Here is a 13,810-nt window from a genome sequence, read left to right on the forward strand (position 1 = left end):
CGCTCCCGCATGCGAACCACGGCGGCGGCGCTCACTTCCCTGACGGCGCTCGCCGCCATGTCGCTCGTCGCGGGACCCGCGGTCGCCGTGCCCGGAGCCGGACCCTGCGCGCTCACCCGTACCGCGGCCCACCACTCCCTGGGCCTGGACAGCTGGAACGGCGCCTACCCCAAGCCCGAGCGGACCCTCAACGCGGTCATGGTCTTCCTCTCCTTCCCCGACCACCGCCCCGCCCTGACGACCGAGCAGCTCACCGGCGACTACTTCCCGGCGACCAGCGACTTCTTCGAGAGGGCCTCCTACGGCCGCTTCCGGCTGGTCCCGCACCCGCAGAAGCAGTGGATCAGGATGCCGAAGCCGTCCACCGCGTACGGGATACAGCGTGACTGGGCCCCCGCGGACCGGGCCGCCTACCTGCGCGACGCCGTCGCCGGAGCCGACCCGACGGTGGACTTCAGCCAGTACGACGTCGTCTACTTCATCGCCGACCCGGACGCGCCGGGAGTCGACTCGGACGCCACCAAGGTCGTCAACTTCGACCAGCCCATCAGGGCGGACGGCACCGACCTGCGCCGCATCGTCACGGTCTTCGAGAAGCACCCGCCGGACCGCAACGTGCTGGCCCACGAGACCGGGCACGTCTTCGACCTGCCCGACCTCTACCACCGGCCTTCGGACGGCAAGGGCGACTGGGACACGTACGTGGGGGACTGGGACGTCATGGGCAGCCAGTTCGGCATGTCCCCGGACCTCTTCGCCTGGCAGAAGTGGAAGCTCGGCTGGCTGGACGCCTCCCAGGTGGACTGCGTACCGGCCGGCTCCTCCCTGCACACCATCCAGCCGCTGTCCCAGACCCCGCCCCTCGGTGGCACGGGCGGCACCCGGCTGGCGGTGATCCGTACGGGGACCGGGAGCGCGATCGCCGTCGAGGCCCGGGGTTCCGCGGGCAACGACGGGGAGACGTGCACCGAGGGCGTCCTCGTCTACCGGATCCGCACCGAGGCGGCCTCGGGCGGCGGGCCGATCGAGGTCATGGACGCGCACCCCGACACCGAGGCGTGCTGGGACCGGTCGGTGTACCCGCCGCTCGCGGACGCGCCGCTGGAGGTGGGCGAGACGTTCACGGTGCCGGGCGAGCGGATCACGATCGAGGTGGCCGACCGCACGCAGTCGGGCGCGTACACGGTGAAGATCACGCGGTAGGGCGGGGAAACGAGAAGGACCCCCACTCGCGTGGGGGTCCTTCTCCGTCTGTGCGCCGCCAGGGACTCGAACCCCGGACCCGCTGATTAAGAGTCAGCTGCTCTAACCAACTGAGCTAGCGGCGCTTGGTGACGAGGAAGACATTAGCACCCCGACCGGCGATCGGAAAAATCGATATCCGCAGCTCGGGTGGCACGGAGGAACGCCCACAGCAGCGCCTCGGGTCCGGGCAGCCACGGCAGCCGCGTGTCGGGCGCCACCAGCCAGCGGGACGGTCCCGCGGTGGTGGCCAGCGGGGGCACGGTGACCGCGTCGCCGGGGCCGTGGCAGAGCGGGGCGGGGACGGGCGTGCTCCACTCCTCCCAGGCGAGGAGGGCCGGGAGGCGGTGCGCGGTGCCGGGGGCGGCGAAGAGCAGCGTCCGCCCGCGGTGCACGGCGGCGGGCCCGGAGCCGGGGCCTTCGGCCCAGAGCAGGTCGAGCATGCGGCGCCCCAGGACGAGCGGGACGCTGACGACGTCGAACGCGGTCCCGCAGGGCAGCACGGCGGGCACCGTGGGCCGGGCCTGCCAGGCGGCCAGCGTGCCGCCCGGCCGGGCGGACGCGGAGGCCAGCCAGGCGGCGCCGGCCGGGGTGACATGGGTCGCGGAGGCGGTCGTCGTCCGCATGTCGAGCGCGGGACAGCCGGTGAGGGTCGTCATGCGTCCAGGTCTACCCGGCGTAGTGGAGCGATCTCCGGGAGTTACGGGAATCCGGGACAGGGCGGGTGGCTCTGGGGTATGTTGCGCCCCGCATATGCCAGAGGTCGCACCGCGGAGCCCGCCCGCCCGTCGGGTCAGGCACCCTCGGGGGTGGTGCCGCGCAGCAGCGACTCGCCGAACTCGATCATCTTGCGGGCGTAGTCCTCGGTCCACTCCGCCTGCTCCGCGATCGCGGCCACGGGCATCCGGTCGAACCGCCGCGGATCCGCCAGCTGCGCGGCGGCCACCGCCTGGAACTCCACCGCCCGCTCCTGCGCCGCCCGGAAGGCCAGGGTCAGCTCCGTCGCCCGGACCAGCAGCTCCCGCGGGTCCTCGATCGACTCCAGGTCGAAGAAGTGCTCCGGGTCGGTGACGGTCTCCGACGGCTCGAAGAGCAGGTGTGCGGGCCGTAGCCTCCGCTCGGTCCGCTCGGGCTCTGCCATGCGTGTCCTCCTGCTGCGCGTGGGAAAACGGTGGGCCGGAAAGGTGCCGGGCCACCGTCCATTGTCCAGCGTCGCGCAAGACGGCCCGAGGGTGCCCGTGCGCGGGCTGGAACACCCGTACGGTCGGTGGTGTGCACGGGGAACCGGACCGGCTCTGCGACGAGGGCGTCGAGCAGGTGATCGGTCGGCGCCGTCATCCGCACCGCCATCCGGAGCCGTCGAACCGGGAAGCCGCCATCGCGCGGCTCGTCACGCGGTGACCGGCGCCTTCGCCAGGGCCGCCACTTCGTCCAGTACGGTCGCCAGCTCGCAGGCGAGGCCCTGCGGGGCGCGGAACCCGTCTGCCGGGACCAGCCCGGTGATGCCCGGGACGGCCACCGAGGACGCGGTGGTCACCATGCCCACGGCCTCCAGCACCGGCCGCAGCATCGCCGCGGCCGGCGCACCGCCGGTGCCGCCCGCGCTGTAGGAGACGAGACCGGCCGGCTTGCCCTGCCATTCGCGGTAGAGGAAGTCGATGGCGTTCTTGAACGGGGCCGTGAAGCCGCCGTTGTACATCGGCAGGACGAAGAGGAAGGCGTCCGCGGAGTCGATCAGGGCGCTCCACGCGCGGGTGTGGGGGTGGGCGTAGCTGCCGGTGGAGGCGTACTCGGGCTCGTCCAGGAAGGGCAGGGCGATCTCGCCGAGGTCGACGGGGGTGACGCGATCATGACGGCGGCCCCGCTCCACGTGGAGTCCGTGCGCCGCCACCTGATCGACATCCTGACCCCGGAACAGCTGCGCACCTTCGCCGAGGTGGGCGAGGTGCTCCGGACCCGCCTCGGCGTCGAGCGCAAGTCCCGCTGAGCAAGCGACGCTGCGGGGCGGGGCGGGCCGTGTCCCGGTCAGGGGCGCCAGCTCACCCGGTGTTCCGCCAGGTGCGCCAGGACCGAGTGGTTGGCCTCCCAGCCGTCGGGGAACTTCACCGTCACGCCCAGCTGGACCGGTTCCGTCGACGGGTGCTCGTCCAGCAGCTCCGCTATCCCCGCCCGGGCCACCACCACGCAGGCGTGCCGGTGCCGTGACGCCAGTACGCACAGCCGGCCCGTCTCCAGGTGGAAGGCGGTCGCGTCCGGGCGGCCCGACAGGGGGTGCAGGACCACCGTGAGGTCGTACTCGCGGCCCTGGAGCCGGTTCGCGGTGTCCACCGTGACCCCGGTGACCCCGAGGGAGGCCAGCGCCGCCCGGACCGCCGCCGCCTGGTCCCGGTGGGCCGTGCCCACCGCGATCCGGTCGGCCGTCAGCGGGGACGGGCCGCCGGGCTGTTCGTCCATCGTCACCGCACCCCGGTCCAGCGCCCGGCGGACCACCAGGGCCACCGCCCGCACCGCCTCCGGGTCGGTCCGCGGGGTGTGCCGGGCCGGCAGCTCCAGCAGCCCCCACCCCGACGCGGCGGCCTCGTCCAGCACCCGGTCGGGGCCCGAGCCGTCGCCCGCGACCCCGTAGGACAGCCGCCGCTCGCCCGGGCCCGTACCGCTGCGGAACTGCGTGTACGGGTAGAACGCGCGGGAGACCAGCGGGGCGGCCGAAGCCGGCAGCCGCCACGACACCGGCAGCCGGTGCTGCGGCAGGTCCGGGTTGTGGGCGAGGAGGGTGGACACCGCCGAGGCGGAGGGATCGTAGGACAGGCCCGCCCACTGCTCGGCGCCGACCACGCTGAAGGGGTCCAGCTGCCCCGGGTCGCCGACGAACAGCGCCCGGTCGAACAGCCCGGCCACGGCCAGCAGCGCGTCCGAACGCATCTGGTACGCCTCGTCCACGATGGCGTGCTCCCAGGGCTCCACGTCCTTGACCCACGCCCACTTGGCCGCCGTGGAGATGGTCACCGGCAGCCCGGCGAGCTCCGCCGGCTTCGCCGAGAGGACCACCGAGGGCAGTTCGCGCAGGGCCGGATCGAAGCTGTCGCCCTCGCTGCTGTGCAGCCGGCCGACCTTCAGCTCCGGGTCCTTCCCGTGCAGCCGCAACACCAGGTCGTCGACCTGGGCGTTGGTCTGCGCGACCACCATCAGCCGGCGCCCGGCGGCCGCCAGATCGCGCGCCGCCCGCACCACGAGCGTGGACTTGCCGGCCCCGGGAGGGGAGTCGACGACCACGCCCCGGGCCGGTCCGTGCAGGGTGTCGCGCAGGATGGCCGCGGTGGCCCGGTCGGCCTCCGCACCGGGATCGAAACTCACAGCAGGTCCTCGGCGGTCACTGGATCGGGCGCGGAGTCGGGCATCGGGAGCGCGGGGGCGGAACCGGCCGAGTGGGCCGGAGCGGAACCGGCCGGGTGGGCCGGGGCGGAGCCGGTCAGGTACGCCGGGGTGGAGCCGGTCAGGTGGGCGGGCGGGCCGCCGTGGGTCCACGGGGTCTGTTCGGCGTCCGGCAGCTTCGGGCCGCCGCGCGCATCGTGCTCGAACAGCGTCCAGCACACCCGGTCGCCCTTCTCCGGCACGGAACCCGGCTCCGGGTCCTTGCCGCGGCCCATCTTGTCGAGCAGGCGCAGCACGAGGCGGCCGTCCACCTCCCGGCGCACGAACTGCGCGCTCTGCGGGCGCCCGTCCAGGGAGCGGTACACCTTCGCGCCACCGCTGCCGCCACCGCTGCCGTCCTCGGCGCCGTCAGCGAGCTGCGGCCGGTCCTCGGTGGCCACCGTCACCAGCGGGCGCGGGCTCGGCCGCTTCGACTCCGTCCACTCCATGACCACTTCGGTGACCTCGCCGGCGAAGGCCTCGCCCGCGAGCCGCCGCCCCGCCATCACCAGGAGGTCGTCCAGCGCCTCCTGGGCCTCGAGCCTGACCTGCTCGGTCTCCCGCGTCGCGAGCTTGCGGGCCGCCGTCACCGCGTCGTCGCGGCGCGGCTGCGGGGCCTCGCCCGCCCGGACCCGGTCCCGGTGGCCGGTGTAGGACCAGCGGTCACCGGTCCAGCGGTCCTCGGCCCGCTCCCCGGCGGGCAGTTCGCGCAGCAGGCCGACGGCCTGCCACACGGCGTTCCAGGTGCTCTGCATCTGCGACACGACCAGTTGCCGGACGGCCCGCTCGGCGGCGGCCCGGGCCCGGTCCCGGGCCCCGTCGCCGTTCCCGTTCCCGCTCCCGTTTCCGTTCGGGGCCGCGGCCGCGGCCGCCCGCGCCGCGTCGAACCTCGCGATCGCCGGAGCCAGCAGCTTGTTGTCGAACGCCGGATCGGTGGCCGGACCGGCCGGCGGGACCAGCAACTGCCCGTCCGCGCCCCGGCCGAGCTCCGCGCGCAGTGCCCGCTCGGCGCCGGTGGTCCCCGGCGGCGGGTCGATCCACGCCAGCAGGGCCCCCAGGTGCTGGTCCTCCAGATTGCTCTGCCCGGTCGCCCAGTGCCGGGACAGCAGGTCCGTCGCCGACAGCAGCATCGAGGAGCCCGGTACCCGGGAGCGCTCGGCGAGGTGCGTGAACCAGCGCCCCAGCAGCGGTACCCGTGCGGGCGCCGGATACGGGTTCTCGGGGTCCTCCTCGGCGGTCCGCCGGAACCGCATGGACCGGCCCAGCAGCCGTACGTACTCGATGCCCGTGCGGCTCGGCACGATCAGCTGCGGCGCGTCCAGGCACAGCTCGGCCTCCACCTTGACCCGCTTGCCCGTCTCCGGATCGGTCTCGGTGCGCTCCACGGGCTCGACGGCGTCCGCGTACGACTCGAGGTACGGGACCACCTGCCCGGCCAGCTCCGCCAGGAACTCCCACCGCAGGTCCCGGTCGCGCGGCTGCGGTATGACCAGGACGTGCGGCGCATCGGGATCGGTGCCGACCATCGCGCCGAGCGGAGCCCCGGCCTCGCCCGCGGTCGTCAGCGGTACGAAGACCAGCGGGCGCCCGCTCAGATGCCGGTGCCGTACGGTCGCCAGCGCCTGGGCCCGCCCCGCCCGGACGGCCTCCAGCCGGGCCAGGGTGTTCATGAGGGACATGCGGCGGCCTCCGGGCGGACGCGGTCGGGTGCCTGCTCCAGCGCTTCGGCGCGCAGCCGGGCGGCGTACCGCAGGGCGGCCGCCGTCGGGTCGTCGGCTGCGGCGGCGGAGCCACCGGCCGCGGCCGCCGCGAGGGCGGCTTCGACCGTGGTCAGCGCGCCCAGCTCGCCCCGTACCGAGCGGCCCAGCGCGGTCACCTCGCCGGCCCCGCGGGCCCGGTCCCGGCAGTGGAAGGCCAGCTCGCAGGCGGCCAGGCACTCGGGGGCGTAGGCGGCGGAGACCGCGGAGACGGCCTCGGTCAGCTCCTCGGGGGAGCGCGCCGGGTCGAAGCTGAGCCCCTCGGGCAGGGCCCCGGCCAGTTCCTCGACCCGGGTGAGGCGCTCCAGCTGACGCCGGGTCACGGAACGCTCGCGGCGGATGTCGACGGCGGCGGCGGTGGGCAGGTTCGAGAAGTCCCGGGGGCAGACCAGCAGCACGCTGTGCCCGACCTCGGCGCCGGTCAGCTTCGCGGCGGTGGTCTCCAGGGCCAGTACGTAGACGGCGGCCTGGCGGGCGGCGGCGCCCACCTTCGCGGCGTCGGCGGCCCCGTCGATCATCGGGAACGACTTGATCTCCACGACGGACCAGCGGCCGTCGGGGTGCACGACGACGGCGTCCGGCTCCAGGTAGGCGGGGGAGCCGGCCACCTCCAGCGCGAGCATGGGGTGGTCCAGCAGGGTCCAGGCGCCGGCGGCGGTGGCGTCCCGCAGCGCGAGCGCGGTGCGGGCGCCGCGGCCCTGCGGCCCGGCGGCGGTGAGATCGGGCACGAGGGCGTCCGGCCCGGGCGGCGGCCCGGCATCGCCACCGGACCCCGCGCCGAGGTGTTCGTACACCAGTCGCAGGAGCTCGGCTCCGCCGTCGGCCTTGACCTTGGCCTCGAAGGAGTTCCCGCGCACGATGGCGAACTGCGACTGTCCGAAGGCGGCCGGCGAGCCGAGGGCCGCGGCGAGGGCCGTCTTGTCCACGCCGGCGCCGTCGAGCAGGGCGCGTCTGCCGCAGCCGGGGTTGGCGGCGAGCGCGGCCAGCGCGCGGGCGTCGAGCGGGCGGGGCGCCACGGCGGGGCCGCGCAGGTCAGCGAGCCGCTGCCGCAGAGTCCTCGGGGGCGGAGTCGTCGGCCGCAGTGGCCGTGGCGTCTGCGGCAGCTGCGGCGTCTGCGGCGGCACGGCGCTGGACGGGTAGGAGCTCACCCGCGGAAGTGTCCCATCCGCCACTGACAATCGTGGACTTACCGCGGAAACCGGCTGTTCGGACGGTGTGCGGTGCGCGGGATCCGGGCAGGGCGCGGGCCGCGAGCCATCCGGCGCCCATCACGGCGGCCCCGGCGACGGCGTCGAGGAAGTAGTGGTTGGCGGTGCCCATGACCACGAGGGTGGTGACGGCGGGGTACGCGGCGCCGAGCGCCCGCACCAGCGGCCGGCGCCCGTGGCGCCACAGCGCGATCCCGCACCACAGGGCCCAGCCCACGTGCAGGCTGGGCATGGCCGCGAACTGGTTGGTCAGGCCCCCGAGCCCGCGCGGGGCACTGGCCTCCCCGCCCCACCAGCCGTACGCGCTGTACCGGGCCATGGTGTCGGTGAACCCGTACGAGGCGTCGAGCAGCCGGGGCGGGCAGGTGGGGACCAGGGCGAAGCCGATGAGTCCGAGGACGGTGGAGATCGCCAGCCAGGTGCGGGCGAATCGATACTGCTGGGGGCGCCGCCGGTAGAGCCAGACCAGCACCGCCGGGGTGACCAGGTAGTGCAGTGAGGCGTAGACGAAGTCGGCGGGTATGCCGAGCGCCGCGTGGTGGGTGAAGAGCCGGTTGAGCGGCCGCTCCAGGTCGATGGCCAGGAGTTCCTCCACGCGCAGGATCGCGAGCCCGTGGTCGACGGCCAGCCGTACGTCGCCCCGGGCGAGGAGTCTGCCGCCCGAGTACGCCCCGTAGAGGAGTCCCAGGACCAGCAGTTCGGCCCACCATCTCGGGGGCTGCCGCCGATTAGTCATACGGCGTAGGACGTGCGTGAACAGGCAGAGGTTGCGCGCCGTTCATCTGATGGATGATGGAGCGGCGACGCAATCCCCGCAAAGCAGTGCGAATGGTTCCGTCGTGTTGCGCCCCTTTTCGCCCCCTCGACCGGGAGAACTCACATGGCCCCCCGCATCCTCCTGGCCCGTCACGGCCAGACGGCGTGGTCCCAGCTCGGCAAGCACACCGGACGCACGGACGTGCCCCTGCTGGAGGAGGGCAGGCGCGGCGCGAAGCTGCTCGGCGAGCGCCTCGCCCGCGATCCGTGGGCGAGCCTGCGCGGCCTGGAGGTGCGCACCAGTCCGCTGGTCCGGGCGAGCGAGAGCTGCGACCTGGCCGGCTTCGGCATCCAGGCGGAGCCGTGGGACGCGCTGATGGAGTGGGACTACGGCGACTACGAGGGCATGACCCCGGCCGAGATCCAGGCGGTCCGGCCCGGCTGGCTGATCTGGCGCGACGGGGTCCCGGGCGGCGAGTCCGTCGCGGACGTCTCGGCCCGCGCGGACGAGATCGTCACCTGGGCCCGTTCGGCCGAGCGCGACGTCCTCGTCTTCGCGCACGGCCACATCCTGCGCACCCTGGCCGCGCGCTGGCTCGGCTTCGACGCCTCCTTCGGTGCCCGCATCCGCCTGGAGCCGACCTCCCTGTCGGTCCTGGGCTGGGCGTACGGGGCCCCGGCGCTGGAACGCTGGAACGACACGGGGCACCTGGACACGTAGCGGCCGGGCGCACGAACGGCCTGACGCCGGCCGGATCCGCCCCTCCGGGGCGCGGCCCCCCCCAACGGCCTGGCCCCGCCCGCTCAGACCGCCGCGTGCCGCGCGAGGAACGCCCCCACCCGCGGCGAGCGCTGGTGCGGGATCAGCGTGCGGGCCGTGGCCGCCACCATGGACTGGATCCGGGTCGACTGGACCTCGTCCAGCAGCTCCAGCACCCGGCCGCCCGCCCAGGCCGCCTCGTCCGGGGCGCCCGCGTGGGCCAGGTTGTCGGCCAGCTCGGCGGTGTAGAGGGCGACGTTGCGGGCGAAGTGCGGATCCTGGAGGTCCGCCGCCCGGCGGGCGTGCCGGGCGGCGCGGGCGTGCTCGCCGAGCGCGGCCCAGCAGCGGGACTCCAGGGACTCCAGCTCGGCCTCGCCGAAGAAGGACATCCACTCGGGGTCCGCCCCCGCCTCACCGCGCGAGAACTCCGTGTGCGCCCGGGTCAGCGCCTCCTCGCACGCCTTGCGGTCGGCCAGCCCCGCCCAGCCGCCGGCCTCCCGCAGGGCGAGCAGGGACAGCAGCCGCGGGGAACCGAGCGAGCGGGCGGCCCGGCGGCCCGCCTGGGCCGCCCGTACGGATTCGCGGGGACGCCCGCAGTCCCGGGCGAGGAACGCCATGTTGCTGAAGGCGTGCGCCTCCAGGCCGGCGTCCCCGGAGACCCGGGCGGTGGCGAGCGCCTCCGCGTAGTGCGAGCGGGCGTCGTCGAAGCGGCCCGAGTCGTGCGCGAGCCAGCCCACCGAGATGGCCAGCTCTCCCGCGCCCGCGTGCAGCCGGTCCTCGGTCGACTGCCGGGTCGCCCCCGCGTCGAGCAGCGCGTAGGCGGTGCGCAGCGGTTCCGCGGCCCGCCGGTACAGCGAGTCCGCCCCGTGCCGGTCGTCGAGCAGCCGGATCTGGCGTACGGCGTCCTCGACCGCGGCCGCCTCGGACTCGCCGGCGCGGTGGGGGAGGCGGCGGGTGTCGCCGAGCAGGGTGAGGCTGAGGGTCGCGGCCGCCACGGTCGCGGAGCCGCCCGCCATGAACGCGCGACGCAGCACGTCGCTCTCCTTGGAACGAGGAACGGACGAGAAGGAGGAAGCGGAAGAAGCGGAAGATCCGCAGGAGGCGGAACCGGGGGCGGTGCGCCTGGTGAAGGGCGAGAAGGACGCGACCTGTTCGCGCTGGGCCAGCCTGCCGCGGACCGTCTCGCGCGGGGAGAACCCCAGGTCGGCCAGGTTGTGGCCGGGGAACATGTGGCGGAAGACCCGCTCGTAGGCGTAGTTGGGGCAGCGGATCTCGCCGGACTCGACCCGGCCGATGTAACGGGCGTCGCAGGAAACCGTTTCTCCGATTTCCTTCGCCGCCCTGCGCACCATCGCGGCGAACTCGGCCGGGGAGTGCTGACCGCGCAGCCGCCGGAAGGAGGAATTGGGTGAGTGGGGGGACGCCGCCATGGACGTGGCCTCTCTGGGGCAAGGGACGCGCTGCCGGTGACTGTGCTGAGGGTGGTGACTGAACGGGGGTGCCCGGCGGGCACGAACGTACCGCCAGCGGCGGTGGGTTGACCCGGTGTTTGGCTACAAAACGGATATCTCACCCGCGATCCGCCATGAACTGCCATCCTTTGCAGCGTCTTGCCACCGCACCTGTTGACGCTTCCGTGCGTTGAACCCATGCGGAGTGGGAGGAAGCCCGCCGGCTTTCAGGACCGCTCTCGCGAGGCTCGTACGCGGATCGAGGAGGGGTTCCCTTGGTGGAGGCCGGCATGGAGAGCACTGATACGAACACCGTGCCCGAGCCGGGAGCGCCCGTGCTGACCGGAGCGCCCCTCATGACCGGACAGCCGCTGGGCGCCGACGCCCCGGATCTGGTGACGGTCCCCACCAGGCAGGGCCTGGAGGCCGTGGACATCATCCGCCGGGCCGCCGGGCAGGCCAGCCGGGCGGGCGGAGTCGGCCCGGTCCTGCACGACGGCTCCGGCAGCACGCTCGGCTTCCTCGTCCCGCCCGGTACCGCCGACGCCTGGGACCTCCCGGGCAGCGCCTGTACGCAGACCAACGGGCGCGGCATGCGCTTCGGCGACGCCTCGCCCACCGCGGGCGGCACCGGCTGGCTGCTGCCGCCGGACGCGGTAGGGCCGGTCACCGACCCGGAGGTGCTGCGCGCGGCGCTGGGCGAGGCGGCCCGGCTGATCGAGGCGGCGGACAACTGCCGCTGACGCCCGCCAGGCCCTGACCAGCGATAATGAGGGCGTGGCAGCAAAAGGCAAGGACAAGGACAAGCGGCGCGGGCAGGGCGGTTCCGGGGCGGTCGTCGGGCAGGTGGACGGCGGTACGGCGGAGCTGGAGCCGGACCGGGAGCGGTCGCGTGCCTGGACCCTGCTGATCGACGGTGCCCCGCAGTCGCACGTGGACCTGGACGACCCCGGGTACCTGGACTTCTCCTACCAGCGCCGGATCGGCCACCTGATCGATCTCGTCGCCCCGGCCCGCCAGCCCCTGAACGTGCTCCACCTCGGCGGCGGCGCCTTCACCCTGGCGCGCTACACGGCCGCCTCCCGCCCCCGCTCGACGCAGCAGATCGTCGAGATCGACGCCGGGCTGGTGGCCTTCGTACGCGAACACCTGCCGCTGGACCCCCAGGCGCGGGTCCGGGTCCGGGCGGTCGACGCCCGGGCGGGGCTGGCCAAGGTCCCGGACGGCTGGGCCGACCTGGTGATCGCGGACGTGTTCAGCGGCGCCCGCACCCCCGCGCACCTGACGAGCGCCGAGTTCCTGGACGACGTACGCCGGGCCCTGGCGCCGGGCGGCTGGTACGTGGCGAACCTCGCGGACGGTCCGCCGCTCGCCCACCTGCGGGGCCAGATCGCGACGGCCGCGTCCCGGTTCGCGGAGCTCGCGCTGGCCGCCGATCCCGTGGTGTGGCGGGGCAAGCGCTTCGGCAACGCCGTCCTGGTGGCCGCGGACCGGGAGCTGCCCGTGGCGGAGTTCACCCGCCGGGTCGCGAGCGACCCGCACCCGGGCCGGGTCGAGCACGGCCGGGCCCTGGCGGACTTCGCGGGCGGCGCGGCGCCGGTCGCGGACGCCTCGGCGGTGGCCTCACCCGAGCCCCCGCCCTCCGTCTTCCGCTGACCCGGGCGCCCCGGCCGGCCCACGAGCCCCGGCGGTGGCCGCCAGCTCCCGCAGGCGGCGCTTGTCCGGCTTGCCGCCCTCCGTCAGCGGGAGGGCCGCCAGCCAGAACACCGCGGTCGGTCGATGGCCTGGTGCCAGCGCCGCCCCGACCAGGTCGCAGGCCTCGGCGGCCACCTCGTCCGTCGGGGCGCGGCCGGGGGCCGCGACGAGGAAGGCGCACACCGCCTCCCCGGTGACGGCGTCGGTCCGGCCCACCACGGCCGCCCGGGCCACGGCGGGGTGCCGGGTCAGCTCCGTCTCGATCGGGCCGCAATAGACGTTCGCCCCGTGCACCATGACCACGTCCTTGACCCGGTCGTCGAGGTACAGGTACCCCTCCCCGTCGAAGTGACCGACGTCCCCCGTGCGCAGCCAGCCTTCGCGCAGTGCCTCGGCCGTCAGCGCGGGCCGGTCGCGGTAGCCGGCCATCACCATCGGGGACCGCACCCACACCTCGCCGGGGGCGCCCGGCGCGGCGCCCCGCACCTCGACCTCCACCCCCGCCACCGGCCGGCCCACCGAGCCGAGCAGATGGGGGCGGTCGGTGACGGCCGCGTCGTGGTCGGCCGGGGAGAGACGGCTCAGCACCCCGGCCTCGTTCATCCCGTAGCCCTGCGTCCAGCGCACCCCCGGACCCCAGCGGGTCACCGCCCGCCGCAGCCGCTCCGGGTGGACGGGGGAGTCGCCGTAGGAGACGCGGACCAGGCCGGGCACGCCGTCGGCGGTCTCCGGGTCGTCCAGCAGCCGGTACAGCATCGAAGGCGTCAGGTACGTGGACGCGGGCCCGAGCCGCCGGCACGCCTCGGCGAACGCCCGGGTGTCGAAGGGGTGCAGGATCTCGGAGCGGCCACCGATCCGCAGCTGCTCCAGGCAGCGGCCGCCGGAGCGCTGGGAGAGCGCGTCCACCGACACGAACACCAGCGGCCCGGGGCCGTCGGCGCCGGGGGAGTCGGTGCGGGTGGCCGTCCGGGCCGCCATCGCGGCAAACGTCGAGACCACCCCCTTCGGCAGGCCCGTCGTACCGCCCGTGTAGGTCACCCGCGCCACGTCCCCGTCGCGGGCCGCCACCGGGACGGGCAGGGCCTCCCGGGCGGCAGCCAGCTCCAGGAGTGCGGCCAGGCCGATGCGGGCCCCGGGGCCCGGCGGCACGGGGGTGTCGTGGACCACCAGGGAGGGCGCGCAGTCCCGTAGCAGGTGGTCGAGCGCGTGGGTGGTCGGGCCGACGCACACCTGGGTCAGCCGGGCCCCCAGGATGTGCGCGGCCAGTCGTACCAGCAGCGTCCGCGGCGAGTTGCCGGCCGACACGCAGGCCAGCCCGGAGCCGCGCCCGATGCCGAGCCCGGCCAGGGCGCCCGCCAGCCGGTAGGTCCAGGACAGCACCTCGGAGTGGGTCAGCACCCACGGCCCGGACGAGAGGGCGGGCCGCTCCGCGTACCGTTCGCACGCTTCGACCAGGTCGGTGACGTACCGCGCGGCGCCGTTCATGGCGCCACGGTACGGGGCGGCGCGCGGCATCGGACGTCGCGGTCC

14 protein-coding genes, 1 tRNA gene and 1 pseudogene are annotated in these 13,810 nt (G+C 74.9%); 6 read left to right on the forward strand and 10 right to left on the reverse strand.

Features of this window, described 5'->3' with window-relative positions:
- Positions 1–9 precede the first annotated feature (9 nt).
- Positions 10–1,203, forward strand: coding sequence for a M6 family metalloprotease domain-containing protein (locus OG904_RS19165; RefSeq protein ID WP_405492538.1), 1,194 nt, complete (start codon positions 10–12; stop codon positions 1,201–1,203).
- 51 nt (positions 1,204–1,254) lie between these two features.
- On the opposite strand, the gene OG904_RS19170 is transcribed toward OG904_RS19165, so the two are convergent.
- The 3 genes and pseudogenes from OG904_RS19170 to OG904_RS19180 all read right to left on the reverse strand — a co-directional run bounded on the left by OG904_RS19170 (position 1,255) and on the right by OG904_RS19180 (position 2,383).
- Positions 1,255–1,328, reverse strand: a tRNA-Lys gene (locus OG904_RS19170).
- A pseudogene (locus tag OG904_RS19175) lies at positions 1,319–1,901 on the reverse strand (bifunctional DNA primase/polymerase). Before OG904_RS19175 ends, OG904_RS19170 begins: the two are co-directional and overlap by 10 nt.
- Positions 1,902–2,035: 134 nt before the next feature.
- Positions 2,036–2,383 (reverse strand): hypothetical protein, encoded by a 348-nt coding sequence (locus OG904_RS19180; RefSeq protein ID WP_405492540.1) that lies wholly within the window; start codon positions 2,381–2,383, stop codon positions 2,036–2,038.
- 131 nt (positions 2,384–2,514) lie between these two features.
- On the opposite strand from OG904_RS19180, the gene OG904_RS19185 reads away from it, so the two are divergent.
- Positions 2,515–2,643: a hypothetical protein gene (locus OG904_RS19185; protein ID WP_405492542.1), complete on the forward strand. Its 129-nt coding sequence runs from the start codon at positions 2,515–2,517 to the stop codon at positions 2,641–2,643.
- On the opposite strand, the gene OG904_RS19190 is transcribed toward OG904_RS19185, so the two are convergent.
- Positions 2,633–3,112 carry an NADPH-dependent FMN reductase gene (locus OG904_RS19190; RefSeq protein ID WP_405492544.1) on the reverse strand — a complete coding sequence of 160 codons (480 nt, stop codon included), beginning with the start codon at positions 3,110–3,112 and terminating at the stop codon, positions 2,633–2,635. The two genes, OG904_RS19185 and OG904_RS19190, sit on opposite strands and share 11 nt — an antisense overlap.
- Between OG904_RS19190 and OG904_RS19195 the strand changes: the two genes are divergently transcribed.
- Positions 3,092–3,229 (forward strand): hypothetical protein, encoded by a 138-nt coding sequence (locus tag OG904_RS19195; protein WP_405492546.1) that lies wholly within the window; start codon positions 3,092–3,094, stop codon positions 3,227–3,229. The genes OG904_RS19190 and OG904_RS19195 overlap by 21 nt on opposite strands.
- A 38-nt stretch (positions 3,230–3,267) precedes the next feature.
- Here OG904_RS19195 and OG904_RS19200 read toward each other — a convergent pair whose 3' ends face one another.
- Genes OG904_RS19200 through OG904_RS19215 form a run of 4 tightly spaced genes read right to left on the reverse strand, consistent with a single transcriptional unit; the run spans position 3,268 to position 8,354 of the window.
- Positions 3,268–4,596 carry an AAA domain-containing protein gene (locus OG904_RS19200; protein WP_405492548.1) on the reverse strand — a complete coding sequence of 443 codons (1,329 nt, stop codon included), beginning with the start codon at positions 4,594–4,596 and terminating at the stop codon, positions 3,268–3,270.
- Positions 4,593–6,332: a hypothetical protein gene (locus OG904_RS19205; RefSeq protein ID WP_405492550.1), complete on the reverse strand. Its 1,740-nt coding sequence runs from the start codon at positions 6,330–6,332 to the stop codon at positions 4,593–4,595. The genes OG904_RS19200 and OG904_RS19205 overlap by 4 nt, the downstream gene beginning before the upstream one ends.
- Positions 6,320–7,558: a hypothetical protein gene (locus OG904_RS19210; protein ID WP_405492552.1), complete on the reverse strand. Its 1,239-nt coding sequence runs from the start codon at positions 7,556–7,558 to the stop codon at positions 6,320–6,322. The genes OG904_RS19205 and OG904_RS19210 overlap by 13 nt, the downstream gene beginning before the upstream one ends.
- Positions 7,443–8,354, reverse strand: coding sequence for a phosphatase PAP2 family protein (locus OG904_RS19215; protein WP_405492554.1), 912 nt, complete (start codon positions 8,352–8,354; stop codon positions 7,443–7,445). The genes OG904_RS19210 and OG904_RS19215 overlap by 116 nt, the downstream gene beginning before the upstream one ends.
- A gap of 144 nt (positions 8,355–8,498) precedes the next feature.
- On the opposite strand from OG904_RS19215, the gene OG904_RS19220 reads away from it, so the two are divergent.
- Complete coding sequence (locus OG904_RS19220; RefSeq protein ID WP_405492556.1) at positions 8,499–9,095, forward strand: histidine phosphatase family protein; 597 nt, start codon at positions 8,499–8,501, stop codon at positions 9,093–9,095.
- Positions 9,096–9,178: 83 nt separating this feature from the next.
- Here OG904_RS19220 and OG904_RS19225 read toward each other — a convergent pair whose 3' ends face one another.
- Positions 9,179–10,564: a tetratricopeptide repeat protein gene (locus tag OG904_RS19225; protein WP_405492558.1), complete on the reverse strand. Its 1,386-nt coding sequence runs from the start codon at positions 10,562–10,564 to the stop codon at positions 9,179–9,181.
- A 311-nt stretch (positions 10,565–10,875) separates the two neighbouring features.
- Between OG904_RS19225 and OG904_RS19230 the strand changes: the two genes are divergently transcribed.
- Together OG904_RS19230 and OG904_RS19235 are read left to right on the forward strand one after the other, a co-directional pair.
- The gene (locus OG904_RS19230; protein ID WP_405492560.1) at positions 10,876–11,328 is read left to right on the forward strand and encodes a hypothetical protein; all 453 of its coding nucleotides are present in this window, start codon (positions 10,876–10,878) and stop codon (positions 11,326–11,328) included.
- 34 nt (positions 11,329–11,362) lie between these two features.
- Positions 11,363–12,241 (forward strand): spermidine synthase, encoded by an 879-nt coding sequence (locus OG904_RS19235; RefSeq protein WP_405492562.1) that lies wholly within the window; start codon positions 11,363–11,365, stop codon positions 12,239–12,241.
- Here OG904_RS19235 and OG904_RS19240 read toward each other — a convergent pair.
- The gene (locus OG904_RS19240) at positions 12,209–13,765 is read right to left on the reverse strand and encodes a class I adenylate-forming enzyme family protein (protein WP_405492564.1); all 1,557 of its coding nucleotides are present in this window, start codon (positions 13,763–13,765) and stop codon (positions 12,209–12,211) included. The two genes, OG904_RS19235 and OG904_RS19240, sit on opposite strands and share 33 nt — an antisense overlap.
- Between the last annotated feature and the right edge of the window lie 45 nt (positions 13,766–13,810).

The organism is Streptomyces sp. NBC_00096 (genome assembly GCF_045041305.1).
In the GTDB taxonomy this organism is placed as follows: domain Bacteria; phylum Actinomycetota; class Actinomycetes; order Streptomycetales; family Streptomycetaceae; genus Streptomyces.

Bases quoted from the DNA above. Each gene is read 5' to 3' on its own strand.
- OG904_RS19215 (WP_405492554.1), bottom strand. From the start codon at position 8,354: ATGACTAATCGGCGGCAGCCCCCGAGATGGTGGGCCGAACTGCTGGTC.
- OG904_RS19240 (WP_405492564.1), bottom strand. From the start codon at position 13,765: ATGAACGGCGCCGCGCGGTACGTCACCGACCTGGTCGAAGCGTGCGAA.
- OG904_RS19230 (WP_405492560.1), top strand. From the start codon at position 10,876: ATGGAGAGCACTGATACGAACACCGTGCCCGAGCCGGGAGCGCCCGTG.
- OG904_RS19195 (WP_405492546.1), top strand. From the start codon at position 3,092: ATGACGGCGGCCCCGCTCCACGTGGAGTCCGTGCGCCGCCACCTGATC.
- OG904_RS19225 (WP_405492558.1), bottom strand. From the start codon at position 10,564: ATGGCGGCGTCCCCCCACTCACCCAATTCCTCCTTCCGGCGGCTGCGC.
- OG904_RS19205 (WP_405492550.1), bottom strand. From the start codon at position 6,332: ATGTCCCTCATGAACACCCTGGCCCGGCTGGAGGCCGTCCGGGCGGGG.
- OG904_RS19165 (WP_405492538.1), top strand. From the start codon at position 10: ATGCGAACCACGGCGGCGGCGCTCACTTCCCTGACGGCGCTCGCCGCC.
- OG904_RS19220 (WP_405492556.1), top strand. From the start codon at position 8,499: ATGGCCCCCCGCATCCTCCTGGCCCGTCACGGCCAGACGGCGTGGTCC.
- OG904_RS19180 (WP_405492540.1), bottom strand. From the start codon at position 2,383: ATGGCAGAGCCCGAGCGGACCGAGCGGAGGCTACGGCCCGCACACCTG.